Origin of the sequence: Labilithrix luteola (assembly GCF_001263205.1) — a bacterium.
In the GTDB taxonomy this organism is placed as follows: domain Bacteria; phylum Myxococcota_A; class Polyangia; order Polyangiales; family Polyangiaceae; genus Labilithrix; species Labilithrix luteola.
In genome coordinates this window covers 1,976,467-1,991,892 of sequence record NZ_CP012333.1, presented here as the reverse complement: position 1 = coordinate 1,991,892, position 15,426 = coordinate 1,976,467, and the positions used below count along the sequence as shown (strand labels likewise).

The window sequence follows — 15,426 nt, the reverse complement described above, 5'->3', positions numbered from 1 at the left end:
GAGGCCAGATCGATATCGAGGGAAGTGTCGATAGTGGCTTGACCGTCAGTCGGGCGAATGCTCGGTATTTGATTTTGTATTGGGAGATATGAATGTCTGAAGATTGTTGCGATCGTGATGCGCAGATGGTCTCGATTGGATTTGAAAAAAAATGAAATGAGCCCCAAGTGGGTGACATGCGAGATGGGTCATTGACCAGTAGGGTTGCGTCCTCGCAGTAAGTCGCATTATGGAGGTTCACGATGAGGACGTATTGTTTCCTGTCTTGCATGGCCGTCATGGCTCTTGTTGGTTGCGCCGGCGCCGCCGAATCCTCGACGAGCGAGGGCGAATCGCCGGCAGAACAGCTCGGCGTTTCGCAGGAGGCCCTCTCGCTCGGGACGACCACCGCCTCGACGATTCCATCACTCACGACGAGCGGTCCGGTCATTCAAATTCCGTGTTGGATGCGTGACCCCGCGAGCTGCGTTCCCGACGGCACCCGCCTTCTCATTGTCGGTCCATCACAATTCTCGACCGACATGGAACGGCTCAGGCAACACAAGAATGCGACGGGCATGCCTGCCTGGGTTCTCTCGATGGACGACATTCGGAAGTACGACGGACGTGACGATGCCGAGCGTCTCAAGAAGGTCATCGCTCGATTGCACGAGCAGAAGGGCACCTGGTACGTCTTGTTGGCGGGAGACGCGAGCGTCGTGCCCGTTCGACGACGTCGCGTCCTCGCCGCCGGACAGAACGAGAGCTTCAACCCCTCTGACCTCTACTACGCAAACCTTTATCATCACGTTGGGAGTCGCGCGGGCACGTTCGACGACTGGGACACCAACGGCAACGGGCTGTTCAACGAGGAGTTTTGGGAGTTCAATAGTGGGCCGTATGTGCTGAATCCCGATGATGTCGACGGATATCCTGACATCGCCGTCGGACGCGTCCCTGCCCACGACACGCAGGGCTTCGGTCGGTACGTCGACAAGATCATCCGGTACGAAACCGGACAGACGGTGACGTCACCCCTCACGCGGGCTGCATTCGTCGCCGACAAGAACTACCCCGGCGCGACGTCCCTCCTAGGTCAGCTCGAGAGCCGCACGTTCCTCGCGAATGCCAGTGTGGGGCACTACGAGGGCAACACGTTCGGCCCGGGCCTCGACCCGGGTTGGGCCACCGCGGACTTCTCGTTGCTCGACGGCCTCACTTACACGATGCCGTGGATCGCCTATGTCGGTCACGGGTATTCGACCGGCTGGGGGCTCTATGACATCTTCACGAACAATGCCCTCTACGACGCGGGGCACGTACGCACGCTGCGGAACACCAACCTGCCGGTGGTCTTCGCCGCGGCCTGCGAGACCGGAAAGTTCGCGGAGAACATCATGCATGAGCCACCCACCGGGATCGCTCCCGGCGTCTACGATGCGGGCGGGGATCTCTCCATGGGGGGCGCGTGGCTCTTCGGTTCCGAGAGTCTCGGCGGAGCAATTGCTTACTTCGGAGAGACGGTCGTGTTGCCCAACAATTGGGCCGTCGATCTCGAGACCGCCATGCTGAACGCATACGGTAGCGGCTACCGAGTCCTCGGCGACTTGTGGGCCAGCGGCGCGCGGAGCTACTGGTCAGCCCACCAGAGAGACAAAGACGTCTTCTCGAACCCGAGGATCTACCTCGGGATCATGGAGATGATGGGAGATCCGTCGCTCCGTCTGTTCTGATTCAAGCGCGCAGGCAACGCACGGGCCTTGCTTGGCCAGGCACGTGCGTTGCCCGGCCGTGCCGACTCGACGCCGCGCCCGGTTTCTGCTCGGATGACGGCGTGCGCCGGTACGTGAGATCGTCGCTTCGCTTCGCGGTCGTGGCCGGAGCGCTCGTCGCTGCCGTCACCGCCGTCGCCCTGCGCAGACATCGGACCGTCGATTGCCCGCCTCGAGAGAGGCTCGTGGTCGTCGACACGCGCCGTCACGCGCTTGCTCTCTGCAAGGATGGTAAAGCCGACGAGACGTTCGGTGTTCGACTCGGGAAGAACGGAACGGGCAAGACGCGCGAAGGGGACGAGAAGACTCCGCTCGGGCGATACACCCTTTCGGAGCCCAGAGCCTCGGCGACGTTCGGAATCTTCGTTCCAATTGGATATCCAACGTCGGAACAAGCAAGAGCCGGCTACACGGGCAGCGCCGTCGGCATTCATGGGCCGGGAAGGTCCGTGCGTTGGCTTGGTCCATTCGTGAACGCCATGGATCTCTCCGACGGTTGCGTCGGTATCGCGACCGATGCGGAGGTGAACCGCGTGGCTGGCTACCTGGACGAGAGCGCACGGCATTCGGCAAGTCGAGCTGCGATGATCCGAGCGCGCGCTTCGATGGCGCGTCAGTTCTTCGTGACCTTGCAGGTCTGGCCGTCGACGAGCGCTGCGCGATGCTCCTGTCCCACTTCGCCTTCACGCGCGATGTCGGCCCGCCATTCTACGACGAGAAGTGTACCGAAGGGACGCACGGTGATCGTCGACGTCTCGCCCTCGATGGCCTCTCGCCAGATCGATGCTGTGCGGCCCTCGGCGCAGCTCGCGGTGACCTTCGTCTCGTAGGTCGGAGCTTGGTTGTCGCCGCCCTTGTTCGTCAGCTTGCGACTCCAATCGATCGTCGTCGTGCCGAAGTGAGCGGGCGTGCCCGCCTTCAGTGGAGTCTTCGGCCCATCGAGCGTGGCGAAGCCATATTGGGCCAGTGTTGCGTTGACGGCCTTTGCGTCGGCCGCGCCGATCGGGGACGCAACCTTGCGTGCCGGTTCCGTAATCCCGAGATATGTCATCGTGCGCTCCTCGGAGGCGCCGACCGAGCTGGTCGCTCCGCTCAGACACGCAACTGCCTTTCGCGATTCGGACCACGCGAGGCACCCGAGCGCGGGGGCGGGGCCCGCCGCGAGCAACGCCGGATTTCCAGCCTTTGCGGCGGTGGGGGGTGGGGCCGCCAACGTGGAGCTTGCACTCGACACACCGCTTGCCACGGTCGCAGCTTTGGTTTCGGGGGCAACTTCAGCGCCGCCGTCTTTCCGGCATGCAGCGACGGCAAGAAGGGCGAACGTCTTCATGTGCAATCGACGGTGAAAGGAAGGCGTCATCGGATCTCCTGACGAAAGTTCCCGACGATTCGACAAATCGTTTTCGAACCGGCGAGCTCCCCGCATCTACGCTCGGCTCGGATGAGCTAATCCCGAACAGGCCACACCTTGCAAGCATTTGACGCTCGACGCGCAAGATGCGGACGCGTCTCAGTATACGCGCGTAGGTTCGCTCGACGGGGTCTCGGCAGACGGTCCCTTCGACGAGCCCTCCGCTCGCCTCGCATGGCTGAAGCCAGCATCCGGCCTAACCCCGCGGATGTCCGATTCGTTCAAGACGCGGGCTCGGTGTCCTTGCAGGGTGTCCTCATGTCGAAACGTGAACCCCCCGAGTCGACGCCCCTTCTCCGGCGAGATGTCGTCCGCTGGATTGCGTTTGGCACCGTCGTCTCGATCTCGGGATGCCACTGGGTGACCGAGCCCAATGGATCCATCGTCTACATTCCCATCCGCGTGCTCGTGAATGGCAATGGGAGCGAGGTCGTATTCACGCTCTATCGATTGCCGGGCATGTCGGACGAGCACTACGCGCGCGACGCGACCGCCGTTCAGCGCGACCTCGACACCCTCAAGCGAGTCCTCGAGAAGCGCTGAGTCGGTTTACAGAAGATCGACGGCGACGACGCGCGCAGCGACGACGCGGCGGGGAGGTGTGCGTGAGTCGACGATCGAGTCGAGCGGATTGTTGACGGCGCGTGCGATCTTCGAAATCGTGCTGGCGCCCGTCGACGCGCCGCTGGTCGTCTTCATGGTCGACGTCACATCGACGATCACGACGAGGCCACGCGCTTCGGAAGGAACACGGAGCGGGCGTGACTTGGCGTCGGCGACGAGCTCCGTTGCGACGTCGCTCCAATCGGAGTGCCCAGCGGTTGCTTCAAGCACGCGGACCGCCGTGACGATGCCCGAGCTGTCCGTCCGGAACTCGAGGACGGCATGTCCAACGTCCGGCGTGTTGCTGCGCCGAACCCGATCGCTCGTGAGCGTGGCGAGGTGGGCGCCCGGCGCAAAGCCCAGCTCGATGTCGTGTTTCGTGAAGAGCGGGATCGCGCGTTTTCGCGCCCGAGCCGCCTCTTCTTGCTCCGCTCGAGCGACGACCGCGTCGACGCCGGCGCGCGTTGCCTGCGCGAACGCATCGGGGGAGACGCCCGCTCCTCCACCGCCAGCCGGAGCCCCAGGTTGGATGGGCGAGAACGTCCATCCTTGCCCATCGGGCGCCTTTGACTCGGGCGCGGTAAGGACGTCACCGCCCTCGCCGGGAGCGCCACCCTTCGATGTCGTCGAAGGGGGCGCGGCGGTTGCCGGTCCTCGAACGGCGCCGTGCGGCTGCTCCGCGGCCACGCGCTCGCGAGCATGCTCCGGTGGTAAGGGCTCGTCGGTCGAGCGTTCGATCGGCGGCGCGGTCTGCGGCTCGGTCGACACGTCGATCTCGGTCGTCGTCGCGGCCGAGACGGCACTGGCCTTCGACGTCGGTGGAATGCGAAGCATCCACGCGTAGACGCCGGCGTGCGCCGCGAGCGCGAGCACCAACGTCCAGCGCATGGGCGACCGAACCATTGCGCGGGACCCTAGCGGTGTCTGTCACGCAGGGCACGGTCTTTGGCGGATGACCTTGCGGATGGCGCCGCTCCGGTCGCGCTCGAAGGGCTTGGCGCTCACTTCGTCGGCGGTGGCGCGATCCGCTTTACGTTGAGGCCGCCGGGGAATTGGTAGCTCGTGAACGCGCCGTAGCCCATCGCTTGAAGACCGACGGGAACTGACGAGCTCAATGTGTGTGCTCCATTCTTGCCAAGCGCGAGCGTCGCGCGCCAGACACCGAACCCTTCGGCGAGCGGCTCGAAGTTCGTGACGGCCACGCCGTCGAGGACCGGCGCCGCGTTCTGCGGCCCGACGATGACCGCGTAGCTGACGTCGTAGTCGTCGGGGGTGAGGAAGAGATAGCTCGTCCGGAACTGCTCCGTCGACGCGAAGACCGTCTGTGAGGGGTCGCCCTGCGCCTTTCGGTTCGAGGCCTCGTACATCGTCGAGCCGACCATGAACGTCGCGATGCCGAACTCCTCGGTGCCAGTGACGACGAAGTCCGTCGACACCGGACCATCGCACTGCGCGACCTCACCGGCGGAGAGCCTGTCGGGACAGCCCGCGGGCTTCGACGGCGCATAGGTGAGCGTGGTGTCGTCGCGGTTGCCGACGAAACGGACGACATGGAGGCCTGGTGTGCCGCTCGGACGTGTCGGCGTGGTCACTACGTACTGCTTGCCGAGCGACTCCGCGGGTTGGACCGGCTCCTCGACGTGGTCACATGCGCTCTTGTCGGCCGGAACGTTGATGCATTGGACGCCGGAGATGACCTGAATCGGCTTGTCCGATTGCACGAGCGAACCGGAGAGGTCGAACTGGTCGCCCTTCTCCGTCACGATCTGCGCGACGTCTCCTGCGTCGAGAGCGAGCTCGAGCACCTCACCAGGTCCACGGGCGGCGATGCCGGAGCCGGCGAGGACACGCGCCTTCGCGCCGAGCGCGACCCTCACCTTCGTCCCGTCTTGCGATGCCGTGATTGCAGCGAACGTGCCGAGCACGGGCTGCGATGTTCCTTGCGCGCTCACGCTGCTCCATCCGTTGATGCCGAGCACGCGGTAGTTGCCAGTCCATGCCGTGCTCGGATGAGCAGCGAAGCGTCGTTCGAGTAGCTGAAACAGCCCGTCGCGGGCCCACCGAGCTCCGGACATGACGACCAGTTCTTGCCCGAGGGGCCTCCCTTGCCCGCATATTCGAGAGGACTGAACTGGTAGACGACGACCGGGACGGAGCTCTCGACGTGGTACGCGCTCTTGCGCGCCATGACCGATGACGTGAGCGGCGGCGGCGCCTGGTTGGCGATGATGACTCCCTGTCCCTTCAACGCGGGCACCCAGGGCAAAAAAACCTTCTCGAGCTTGCCAGGGGCGACCTTCACCTCGACCGCGACGTCGTTCGGGCCGGTGACCTTCACGTTCGCTTCGGTCTGCCCGCCGTTCGAGACAACCACCGCGAAGTCGAAGATGTCGGGGACGATATTGCCCGTCACTGTGGCCCAGTAATCGCACCCCACGTAGGTCCGCGCCTTCGTTGCTTCGGCGCACGTGATTGGATCGCGATCGAGCTCCTTCTCCACACCGCCGTCGCCGTCGAAGCCAGGGTCGTTTCCTTGTCCGAAGCCGTCGCGATCCGATGAACCGCAAGCCGCGACCGAAAGCGAAGACGCAATCGAAAATAGCGCGAGCGACGCGAGGGAGCGAAAGGCGATGGTTAGATATTGACGGAGTTGGCGCATGGGGATTTACGGAACTCTGGGCTTGTTCGCGGACAGAATGGGCACACGCGCGCATACGCGCGACGAAGACGCGACGCTGGAGAGGCTCTTGGCGCCGCAAGGGCGCGGGACCGGACTAGCGAATCAAGACGATGTCAGTGCGGAGGCTCCGTCGGAGCGCACGTCGAGACGCCCGCGCCGACGATCAGCAGCCCCACGTCTTCCATCAGAACCGTCGATTCGCCCGTCGTGGGCGAGTACTTCGTGACGGTCGAGGTCTCCGTTCCCGAAACTTGCGGCGGAGACGTGAAGAGCCAGAAATCACCGCCCCATGCGGCGAACGCCCATGCTCCGAGGTTTTCCACGCCGGTCACGAAGAACTTCTGAGTTTCGCCCGTCGTCTTGTCGAGCTGCGCGACTCGTCCACCGGCGCCGCTCATGAAGGCGTAGAGCGTTCCGACCCCCGTTCCGCTCAGCTCGGACCTCCCGAGGCCGCCTTTGCCCACGATCGATAGGTCGAGCGTCGTGGTGTCGAGTCGTGCGAGCGCCGCGCCGACGACCCACAACGTCTCGCCCGCGTTGACGCCGCCGCCCGTGTCGCCGTCGTTCTTGGCGAAGCCCATTCCGAAGAGTCCGAAGCCGTAGGCGTCTCGGCGAAACCCGGAGTCGGCGCACGACATGTCCGCCGTGTTCACCTTGAAGAGGCGACCATCCTGGTATTCGACCCAGGCAAAACCTCGCCGATCGACGGCCATGGAGTACATCCCACTGCGCGTCGCGCAGGCGGGCCTGCCGAGACTGGTGAAGGTCAGAGCTATCGGGTCGAACCGATAGATCACCTTGTCGTTCCCGGAGAGAACGTAGATTTTCTTGTTCTCGTCGGCGCAGTCCACATCGGGGAGGGGAGCGCTCGCGTCTTGTTCGACGGAAGCGTCGACGAAGGGCGCGACGGGCGGCGGCTCCGCGTCAGGCACCGATTCGTCCTTCGTCTCGAACTTCTGAGGCTCCGACGAGCAATGGATGGCGGCGGCGCTCGTCAATGCACCTACGAACGCAAGGCAACGGCGTTTGGTCACGAGGGTAAACATCGTCGTCGACTCCATCAATTGGGCAGGACCACGCGGGAGGGCGCCGGGTGGGGAAGGTCATCGGCTTTCCCTGTGCCGAGCTGACCCTGCGCGTTCGAACCCCAACACTCGACCGCTCCCGAACGCAGGAGCGCACAGACCGTCGAGCCTGCGGACGCGACTCCCACGGCCGGCTCGCTGAGGCCGTCGATGCGCGTCGGTGTTCCGTTGAGATCCTGCGTGGGTCTGCTCCCGAGGACGCCCTTGTCGCCCTTCTTTCCCCAGCAGTAGACGTGCCCGCTTCCCATCGCGGCGCACGAGTGCTCGTCGGCGACCGCGACCTGAATGGGAACGTCCTTCGTAGGCACTCCCGCGTCTGTCTCCTCGGCGTCGGCAACGAAGCGGAGGTTCGAGATGTCCGGGAGAAAACTGGGAGGAAGTTGGAAGACCGTTGGAGCGGGATTGAACGAGCCTCGTCCGAGCTGACCGAGCTCGTTGGAGCCCCAACACTGGACGTCGCGTCCGACGACCGCGCAGCCATGCCTCGAGCTCGTTGCGACTCCGCGAACGCGTGCAAGCCCCGGCACGAGCGCAGGGAAGCCGTCCACATCCTCGGAAATCGCGCGGCCCAGGAGGTAGTCCACGAGGTTCGTGAGCCGGTTGAAGTCGTCGCGCCCGTACAGGCTGCCTGCACCCCACGAGAGCAGGTCGTTGTTCGACGTGATCGCGAACGTGCGCGAGGCGCCGGGCACGATGGCCGCGACCTCCTGCGTCACCAGCAGAGCCTTCGCTGGCGGCACGATGGAGCCGGCGTCGGTCACGCCACGACCAAGCTCTTGGTTCGCGTTCGTTCCCCAGCAAGAAAGCGATCCGTCACTCGCCGTAGCGCAGGCGAAATCCTTTCCGACTGCGATGCTCGTGCCGGCTGGGACCGCACTCATGCGCGTTGGCTGGGAGACGGGAGCGGAGAATGTTCCGCTACCGTCTGCTGGGAGAATGCCGGCGTTGACGAGGTCCGGCGCGCCCCAGCAGAACACGTCACCGCTGGCGACTCGCGCGCACGCATTGCTTTCGCCGACACTCGCGCTCGTCACGTTCGCGAGGTTGTCGAGAACGTGTGGCGTTGCGGAGAACGGCTTCCCGTCGGCTTCGTATCCGAGCTGGCCCGAGGCGTTCGATCCCCAGCAGCTCATCTTGCCGCTCTGCAGGACGACGCAGAAGGAATCACCATGGCCGGTCATCGTGACGGCACATGGGCCGGTGCCACATACGACCGAGGCGTCCGGAACGACGAAGTCATCGTCTTCGCCGGAGTCGGGAACGTTCGCGTCGACACCCGCGTCGCCGCCGGTCGGAGCGGGGCCGCTCGGGCCGGAGTCCGTGGCGGCATCCGTGTCGGTCATGTCACGAGCCCTCGGCTCGCTGGACTCGCAGGCGAAGAGCAGTGTGACGACGCCCAGCGCGACCCATCCGCCGAGCATGGTGCGCATGCCGAGCACGCTGCATTGCTTGGCTCTCGTGGTCGTGATCAAGGTGCACCTCCGGGAGCGCGATGGAGCGCGATGCCTTTTCCAACTGCCCAGATGTCGTTCGCCGAAGAGCCGTGAATGGCGGCCAGGTCTTTGAAGAGCGGTGTTCCGTCCACGGAGATCCGAGAGGTGCCCCACTTCGCTCCGTTCCAGCGCCGAATCGCGCCGGAGGTGCCGACCGTCCAGACGTCGTCTTTGCCGCTACCCCAAACGGCGGTGGCGTAAGCGGACGAGTTGTTCGGGACGCTGGTCCAGACAGCGGGGCCGCTCCCGTCGACCTTGCGATGGTAGTTCACCGTCGGCTTCGGGAGCGGATCGTAGGTCGTCCCCAGATTCGAGATCACCCAGACGTCGTCCGAGCTTCGAGCCCAGAGCCCAGCGACGGTCGTGGGCAACGAGCCGTCCGACGTGAAGCTCTCTTCCCAGGTGTATTCGCCGCCCTCCGTGACCGGTGGTGTGCCGTGGTACACGTGGGCGATCTCAGGCGGGGGCGGCCATCCAAAATCGCTCACGTAGCCGCCGATCCAGATCTGCTTGTCTTCGGTGATGGCGAAACCGCTGAGGGTGAAGTTCCAAAAGGCGTCGATCGGGAGCGCGGTCGTGGTCCAAACGGGCTCGCCAGGTTGGCCTGCGTCCGGCAAGACCGCGTGCACCAAATAGACGGAGCTCGATGGCCATCGCGACAAGCCCCAGAGATCCTTCGGACCGGTCGAGCGAAGGAAGCTCACCGGAAAGGGGAACGTGTAGCTCGTGATCTCCGACCACTGGAATGTCGCTCCGGCCGCCGTGCGGGAGCCGTGGACGAGACGGTTCGCGTTCTCGTCCGTTCCCCAGATGTCCGTCGGTGCGGTCGCGCAAAGGCCGGTCAGGCCTTCCAGGCTCACGTCGGGAGAGGCGACCGCAGTCCATGCCGTGCCCTTCCACTGGATGGCGCCGGTGGTACCGACAGCGATCGCGTCGTCGACGCCGAAGCTCCAGACGGCCTGAAGTTCGATGTCGCTCGAAGGGAGCGACGTTTGACACCACTGATCGGCACTGCAAACGCCGGCATCGCCTGGCGGTGATGCATCGGGCGCCGCGTCCGGCGTTGCCTCGGGGGCCGCGTCCGGTGTGCTTTCGCCCGCATCCGGATCCGAGGTCGCGCCGTCCGCCTCGCTCTGCGGCGACGTATCGGGCGCTTTTCCGTCGGTCTGATCGGCCGCGCAATGCACGAGCGCGAGGCTGAAGACGCTCGCCAAACCGAATGTCATTCGACGTTTCATGGCGTTTTCACCGTCGTACCGGGCAGAACCGCGCTGCCTTTGTGAAGCAGAAGATTTTGTCCTGTTACCCAGATGTCGTCCGAGCTCGAGCCCCAGATCGCGAGGAGATCGTGCGGCCTGTTCTCGATGGCAGGCACGTCGATCAACGACCAGCTCTGGCCATCCCAGTGTGCGAGCAGGCCCTCTGCGCCCGCGGCCCAGACGTCGTTGGGCCCGAAACCCGTGAGTGCGAAGATCGTGGCTTTCGTCGGCAGATCGAGCGAGGTGGCGAGATACGAGCCATCCGCACGGCGCGTGAAGCGGCGTACGACTCCGCCTGCGCCTGCGGCAAACACCTCCCCGGTGCTGCTTCCCCAGAGCGCGTTCAGATCGAGTGACGTGGCGCTGTCGACCGGTGTCCAGGTCGCCGAGTCGTTCTTCCACCCGTCCGTACGACGCGTTTTTCCGCGCTCTCCGACGACCCAGACTTCGTCGTTATTGCCCCAAATGCCACGAAAGGAAACCTTCTTTCGAAGGTCCGTAATATCGGCGTCCGCCGGCGCGGCGACCCAATGGGGGGACCCGTCGCGCCAACCATCACAATGCCAGACGGTCGGTGCCAGGAGGTTGTAAGAGAATGGGCCCACGGCCCAAACGTCGTTCGCGCTCCGTCCCCACATCGCGGTGATCAGGCCTCTCCACGGGGGGCCCGCGTCTGGGTCGGGACGCGAGATTGACCACGTATCCGCGCCGCCCGTGTGCCAGATCGCATTACCGGCGTTGAACGTCCAGACGTCGCTCGCGCCGCTTCCCCAGACTCCGAACAGCGTCTGCCTGGTCGGCGCTTGAACGTCGGGTTGATAGGCGGTGGAGCGCGTCAGCTGGGTGCCTTCCCAGTGGAGAACGAGATCAGGACTGCCGACGATCCATACGTCGTTCGGCCCCGATCCCCAGACTCCGTTGATCGACACCTGAGTGGTGATCGGAAGCGTTACCGCACACCATTGGCCAGGCTCGCAGGTCGACGGCGGAGCGGCGTCCGGTTGAGGCTGCTCGGGAAGAACGGAGGCCTCCGGTACCGCCTCTGGTCCGGCGTCGGTAACGTGTGGAGTGACGGGATCTCCTTCTGCGCAGCTCGTCACGAGACGGACCAGCGCCGCGCCGGCGAGGCTCGAGAGAAGGAGGACTCGGACCGTGGGGAAGAGGCGGTTCAATGGACAACTCCGGCGTCGCAGGGCTTCGTCAGGCATCGGCCGCCGGCGCACGGCTGCCCGCTCGCGAGGTCACATTGAATGCCGCATCCGCCGCAGTTGCGCGGATCGACCATCAGATCGGTCTCGCAGCCGTTGTCGATGCGGTTATCGCAGTCGCCGTAGCCGGTCGCGCACTCGTACGTGCAGCGTCCGAGAACGCAGGCGGGAGATCCCGTTACCGGGCCGGCGTAACCACCCGTTGAAGGGATGAGGCCCTTGCAATCGTTCCCGCATGCACCGCAGTTGACGGGGTCGGTCTGGAGATCCGTGCATCCGGTGCCGCCGCAGTACGTGCCTCCCGGATCCGTGACCGGATCACAAAGGCACTTTCCGCCGGCGCAGGTCTGGCCAGGGGCGCATGCGTGGCCACACGCGCCGCAATTCAGCTTGTCGTAGGCCAGCGACGTTTCGCAACCATCTCCACAGAAGTTGCTATTGCAATCGGCGAAGCCGGCAGCGCAGTGTTGCCCGCACGTCGACGCCTTGCAGTTGAATTCACTGTGCGCGGGAACGGCTCCCCCGCAGGGGCCTTCGCCGGCCTCGTCCTCCGAGCAATCGTGTCCACAAGCGCCGCAATTGGCGACGTCGTTCGTGAGGCGGACGCACTCGCCGTTGCACGCCGTGAACCCGTTCGCACAGCCACACTGGCCCTCGAAGCAGGGGTCGCCCGCGGCGCACTGGACACCGCACGCGCCGCAATTGGTGGGGTCGATTCGAAGATTGGATTCACATCCATCATCGACGAATCCGTTGCAGTCATTCGTGCCCTCGTCGCAAATGAGCTGACAGCGGCCCATCGTGCAAAAGAAGGACCCGTTGATATCCGAGTTCCACGGTGGACATTCGTTGTCACAGGATCCGCAATGCAGAGGATCCTTGTCCAGGTTCGTCGTGCAGACTCCCGGGACGCCGGGGCAAGTCTCGTAGGGCTTGGGGCATACGGTGTCGACGCAGAGTTTCTGCTCGGCGGCGTCGATACTCGCATCTTTGGTGGATGGCTCGAACGTTGGGGCTGGACCAGAATCCGGGGCCGAGGATTCCGGGCCGAGCGACGCGGAGTTCGCACACGCTCCGATGGCCGCTAGTAGGAATAGACTCGAGCCGACGACGATACGCTTCATTGAGTGGTCCCTCATCGGAGATCGGGAGCTGAGGCGCCGGCGATGCGATCGCGAACAGCTTGAACGCGCCGCGCATAGGAGCCTTCGATGTGGCGCACCAGAAATGCTCGAGCGAGCCGATCGGCGTCAGCCGTGCGACCAACCTTCTCGAGAGCCTCGATCCGGAGCACCTCGGCGTCGACGGCGAACGCGGCAGGCGAGAAGTCGCGATCGTGCACGTCGAGCAAGCCAAGGGCGCGTTTCGGATCTCCGCTCGCCGCCGCGCGTCGAGCCTCGTCGATCACCAACGTCTCTCGCGCAAGAGCATCGTCGTCGGCCCGCCCGGGGGGCGTGTTCTCGACTTTGGCGGGCTCCGGAGCGCGCCGTGCGCTCGGAATGGCGGCCGTGCGCTCGGGCCTAGCGTTTGGCAGCACGTCCGGTGTGATCGAGGGGGCGGCGGGCGCCTCGGCGACGGGCGTTGAAGGCGCCTCAGCCGGATGATCGGAGGGCTCGCCAGGGACGGCTGCGCCTAGACGTGAATCGTTCGTCACGCTCGCGTTCGAGGGCGCCCTCGCGCCGCTCGGCGCTCCGGCGGACGAATCGAAGGACTGCCACGACACACCGAGCACCGTGCCGCCCACGACCAACGCCGCGGCGAGCGCCAGGCCCGCGAGCGCGCCCGAGGGCGAACCCGCGCTCGTCGACGCCGGGCCTCGCGACACGCCGGGGGCGGTGGGCAAAAGGCCGACCGCGGCCATGGCGCGCTCGCGTGCACCCGGCGGCGGCGACTCCTGCTCCGACGCGGAACCCAGGAGCTTGCGCTCGAACTCGTCTGCATCCTCGTGCAGCAGCGGTTTCAACGACTCAGACATCCGAACCTCCGCTCCGTCGCAGTCGTGCGGCGACCGTCCGAAACTGCTCACGGGCGCGCCGTAGCCGTGACGTTGCCGTTCCAAGAGGAATCCCGAGCACGGCGGAGATCTCCACGAGCGTCATTTCTTCGAGCTCGAACAAGACAAAGACGACGCGCAAATCCTCGGTGATGGCGCCGAGCACGCGGTCGAGCAGGGCGCGTGCGTCCTTTTTTTCGAGAAGACCATCGGCGGTCGCTGCCTCGTCGAGCGGCTCGCCGGCTTGATCCTCGGAGACTTCGCGCCGCCGCCCCCGAGACCGGCGAGCGTTCGACGCCACGCGAACGACGACACCGAACAGATAGCGACGTTCGTCCTCGAGCTCGATTCGGTCGAGCTTCCGAGACACGATGACGAAGACTTGCTGAGCGGCGTCTTCGGTGTTCTCGGGCGGGACGCCGAGTCTCCGTAGCGACCGCCAGACGAAGTCGTACTCCTGTTCGAAGAGACGTCGCAGGCGACCATGCGCATCGCGTGCGTCGGTGGTCACCTCGGGCTCCGTTGGATGTGTGGGGTAGTGGGCTCGCGCCGCGACCACGTCTTGCCTCCAACGAGTACGATGTCCGGCTCAAAGGCCATCGATCACTGGATCTTCGACGGGCAGCTCACTCGCGAGAGCGGAAGAAATGGCTCACCAACGTGACTCCGATGAAGGGAGACACGAGCGGCGCGCTATAGGCGAGCGTTGCGGGCTCGAAGAAGAAGCGGTCACGGAGCGCGGGGATCGACATTCCGGCCTCGATCTCGAGCCCCAGCCTCGATCCGAAGTCGACGTCGAGCACAGCCGAAGGGCCCGCGGTGACCCAGAGAAGGCTCCGTTCCGGCCCTCCGGGGCGAGCCACGGTGGCATCGAGCGTCCCGATCGACGTGGTCGCGCAAAGGCTGATGTGGTGTCGATGGAGCCACCCCGGACCGCCGCAGAGCGACGCGCGACCGGTGGTCCACACGAGATCGCTTCGATCCGAGGTCGTCGTCACCGCGACGTGCGCGCTGCGCGCCAAGGCTGCTCGCACGCGCGGGTAGAGCGGGGTTCCGATGCTCAGCTCGAGCATGGCGGACCGCTCGAGGACCGCTCCTTCGTAGCTCTGGAGCGCGAGACCGACGCCGCCACTGAGCCCGATCGCCGGACCAACGTCGCTCTCCAGAGGTGGCGTGCTGGGAGCCGGACGCGCCTTCGTCACCACCACCGCCACCGGCACCGTGTGTTCTTGCGGCGACGCAGACGGGCTCGGTCGACGGCTCTCGGCATCGGGATCCAGCGCCACGACGACCATCACCGCGAACGCCGCGACGACCGCCTCACAGGTCGACGCCGACACGGAACGCTCCGTGCGACCCGCTCTCTCCTCGACCGTGAGCTCGCCGACCAGCCGGTCGCCTTCACGCTTGACGACGAGGCGAACGAATGCCTCGGCATCGGTCGACGCACGCTGGATGCGGTCGGTGCGCGCCGCGATGTGCTCGAACAGCGCCGTCGTGCTGGAGCACTCTTCGGCCAGGCTCTCGCTCAGCGCGACACGGATCGGACGAATGGGTTGAGCGGGTTGAGCAGCGGGTTGCGCAGAATGACCGGGCGACGCCGCACGCCCGTCGCTCTCGGGGGATGCTTGGCTCGTGAGCGCCCAGGCGAGCGTCGCAACGAAAGCCTGCCCGAAACGACGCCGCGCCCGCACTACCTCTATTTCTACGATAGCCGCCGGCGTCACGTCACGAAAGCCTCATCTGCGGCCGCGCTCTCGCCACGCGTGTTTGGGGCGCGTGAGAAGTCGCTCGGGATGTTGACCGATTACGTTCGCAGGTTCGCACGTTCGCACCACGGCTCTTGAGACGTGTGCGAGGCGTGCGCGGCCGGATCGCCTCCCGACGCATTTCTTCGATGCACGTGTCGATTTGGTGCGACGACCGCCTCGACGCGCTGTCGT

14 protein-coding genes and 1 pseudogene are annotated in these 15,426 nt (G+C 65.3%); 3 read left to right on the top strand and 12 right to left on the bottom strand.

Features of this window, described 5'->3' with window-relative positions; all coding sequences use genetic code 11:
- The first annotated feature begins 242 nt into the window (after window positions 1–242).
- Window positions 243–1,712 (top strand): C25 family cysteine peptidase, encoded by a 1,470-nt coding sequence (locus tag AKJ09_RS09030; protein WP_146646787.1) that lies wholly within the window; start codon window positions 243–245, stop codon window positions 1,710–1,712.
- Window positions 1,713–1,813: 101 nt separating this feature from the next.
- A pseudogene (locus AKJ09_RS56030) lies at window positions 1,814–2,293 on the top strand (L,D-transpeptidase family protein); the annotation flags it as partial.
- Between the two features lie 71 nt (window positions 2,294–2,364).
- Here AKJ09_RS56030 and AKJ09_RS54740 read toward each other — a convergent pair.
- Window positions 2,365–3,081 (bottom strand): hypothetical protein, encoded by a 717-nt coding sequence (locus tag AKJ09_RS54740; protein ID WP_240488425.1) that lies wholly within the window; start codon window positions 3,079–3,081, stop codon window positions 2,365–2,367.
- Window positions 3,082–3,420: 339 nt separating this feature from the next.
- Here AKJ09_RS54740 and AKJ09_RS09020 point away from each other — a divergent pair, with 339 nt between their 5' ends.
- Window positions 3,421–3,705: a hypothetical protein gene (locus AKJ09_RS09020; protein ID WP_146646785.1), complete on the top strand. Its 285-nt coding sequence runs from the start codon at window positions 3,421–3,423 to the stop codon at window positions 3,703–3,705.
- A gap of 6 nt (window positions 3,706–3,711) precedes the next feature.
- On the opposite strand, the gene AKJ09_RS09015 is transcribed toward AKJ09_RS09020, so the two are convergent.
- The 11 genes from AKJ09_RS09015 to AKJ09_RS08965 all read right to left on the bottom strand — a co-directional run bounded on the left by AKJ09_RS09015 (window position 3,712) and on the right by AKJ09_RS08965 (window position 15,177).
- Window positions 3,712–4,668, bottom strand: a complete 957-nt coding sequence (locus AKJ09_RS09015) for a hypothetical protein (RefSeq protein ID WP_146646784.1) — start codon at window positions 4,666–4,668, stop codon at window positions 3,712–3,714.
- A 98-nt stretch (window positions 4,669–4,766) separates the two neighbouring features.
- Window positions 4,767–5,717: an IgGFc-binding protein gene (locus AKJ09_RS09010; protein ID WP_146646783.1), complete on the bottom strand. Its 951-nt coding sequence runs from the start codon at window positions 5,715–5,717 to the stop codon at window positions 4,767–4,769.
- Window positions 5,714–6,424: a hypothetical protein gene (locus AKJ09_RS54735; RefSeq protein ID WP_146646782.1), complete on the bottom strand. Its 711-nt coding sequence runs from the start codon at window positions 6,422–6,424 to the stop codon at window positions 5,714–5,716. The genes AKJ09_RS09010 and AKJ09_RS54735 overlap by 4 nt, the downstream gene beginning before the upstream one ends.
- A 134-nt stretch (window positions 6,425–6,558) precedes the next feature.
- Entirely contained in the window at window positions 6,559–7,479 is a 921-nt protein-coding gene (locus AKJ09_RS09000; protein ID WP_146646781.1) for an NHL repeat-containing protein, read from the bottom strand.
- 26 nt (window positions 7,480–7,505) lie between these two features.
- Window positions 7,506–9,002, bottom strand: coding sequence for an RCC1 domain-containing protein (locus AKJ09_RS08995; RefSeq protein WP_146646780.1), 1,497 nt, complete (start codon window positions 9,000–9,002; stop codon window positions 7,506–7,508).
- Window positions 8,999–10,261, bottom strand: a complete 1,263-nt coding sequence (locus AKJ09_RS08990; protein ID WP_146646779.1) for a hypothetical protein — start codon at window positions 10,259–10,261, stop codon at window positions 8,999–9,001. Before AKJ09_RS08990 ends, AKJ09_RS08995 begins: the two co-directional genes overlap by 4 nt.
- Window positions 10,258–11,454, bottom strand: a complete 1,197-nt coding sequence (locus tag AKJ09_RS08985; RefSeq protein WP_146646778.1) for a beta propeller repeat protein — start codon at window positions 11,452–11,454, stop codon at window positions 10,258–10,260. Before AKJ09_RS08985 ends, AKJ09_RS08990 begins: the two co-directional genes overlap by 4 nt.
- A complete protein-coding gene (locus AKJ09_RS08980) occupies window positions 11,451–12,614 on the bottom strand; it encodes a hypothetical protein (RefSeq protein WP_146646777.1) in 1,164 nt (387 codons plus the stop codon). The genes AKJ09_RS08985 and AKJ09_RS08980 overlap by 4 nt, the downstream gene beginning before the upstream one ends.
- A gap of 11 nt (window positions 12,615–12,625) precedes the next feature.
- Window positions 12,626–13,465, bottom strand: coding sequence for a hypothetical protein (locus AKJ09_RS08975; RefSeq protein ID WP_146646776.1), 840 nt, complete (start codon window positions 13,463–13,465; stop codon window positions 12,626–12,628).
- A complete protein-coding gene (locus AKJ09_RS08970) occupies window positions 13,458–14,042 on the bottom strand; it encodes an RNA polymerase sigma factor (protein ID WP_240488424.1) in 585 nt (194 codons plus the stop codon). Before AKJ09_RS08970 ends, AKJ09_RS08975 begins: the two co-directional genes overlap by 8 nt.
- 67 nt (window positions 14,043–14,109) lie before the next feature.
- Entirely contained in the window at window positions 14,110–15,177 is a 1,068-nt protein-coding gene (locus AKJ09_RS08965) for a hypothetical protein (RefSeq protein ID WP_146646775.1), read from the bottom strand.
- Window positions 15,178–15,426: the final 249 nt, after the last annotated feature.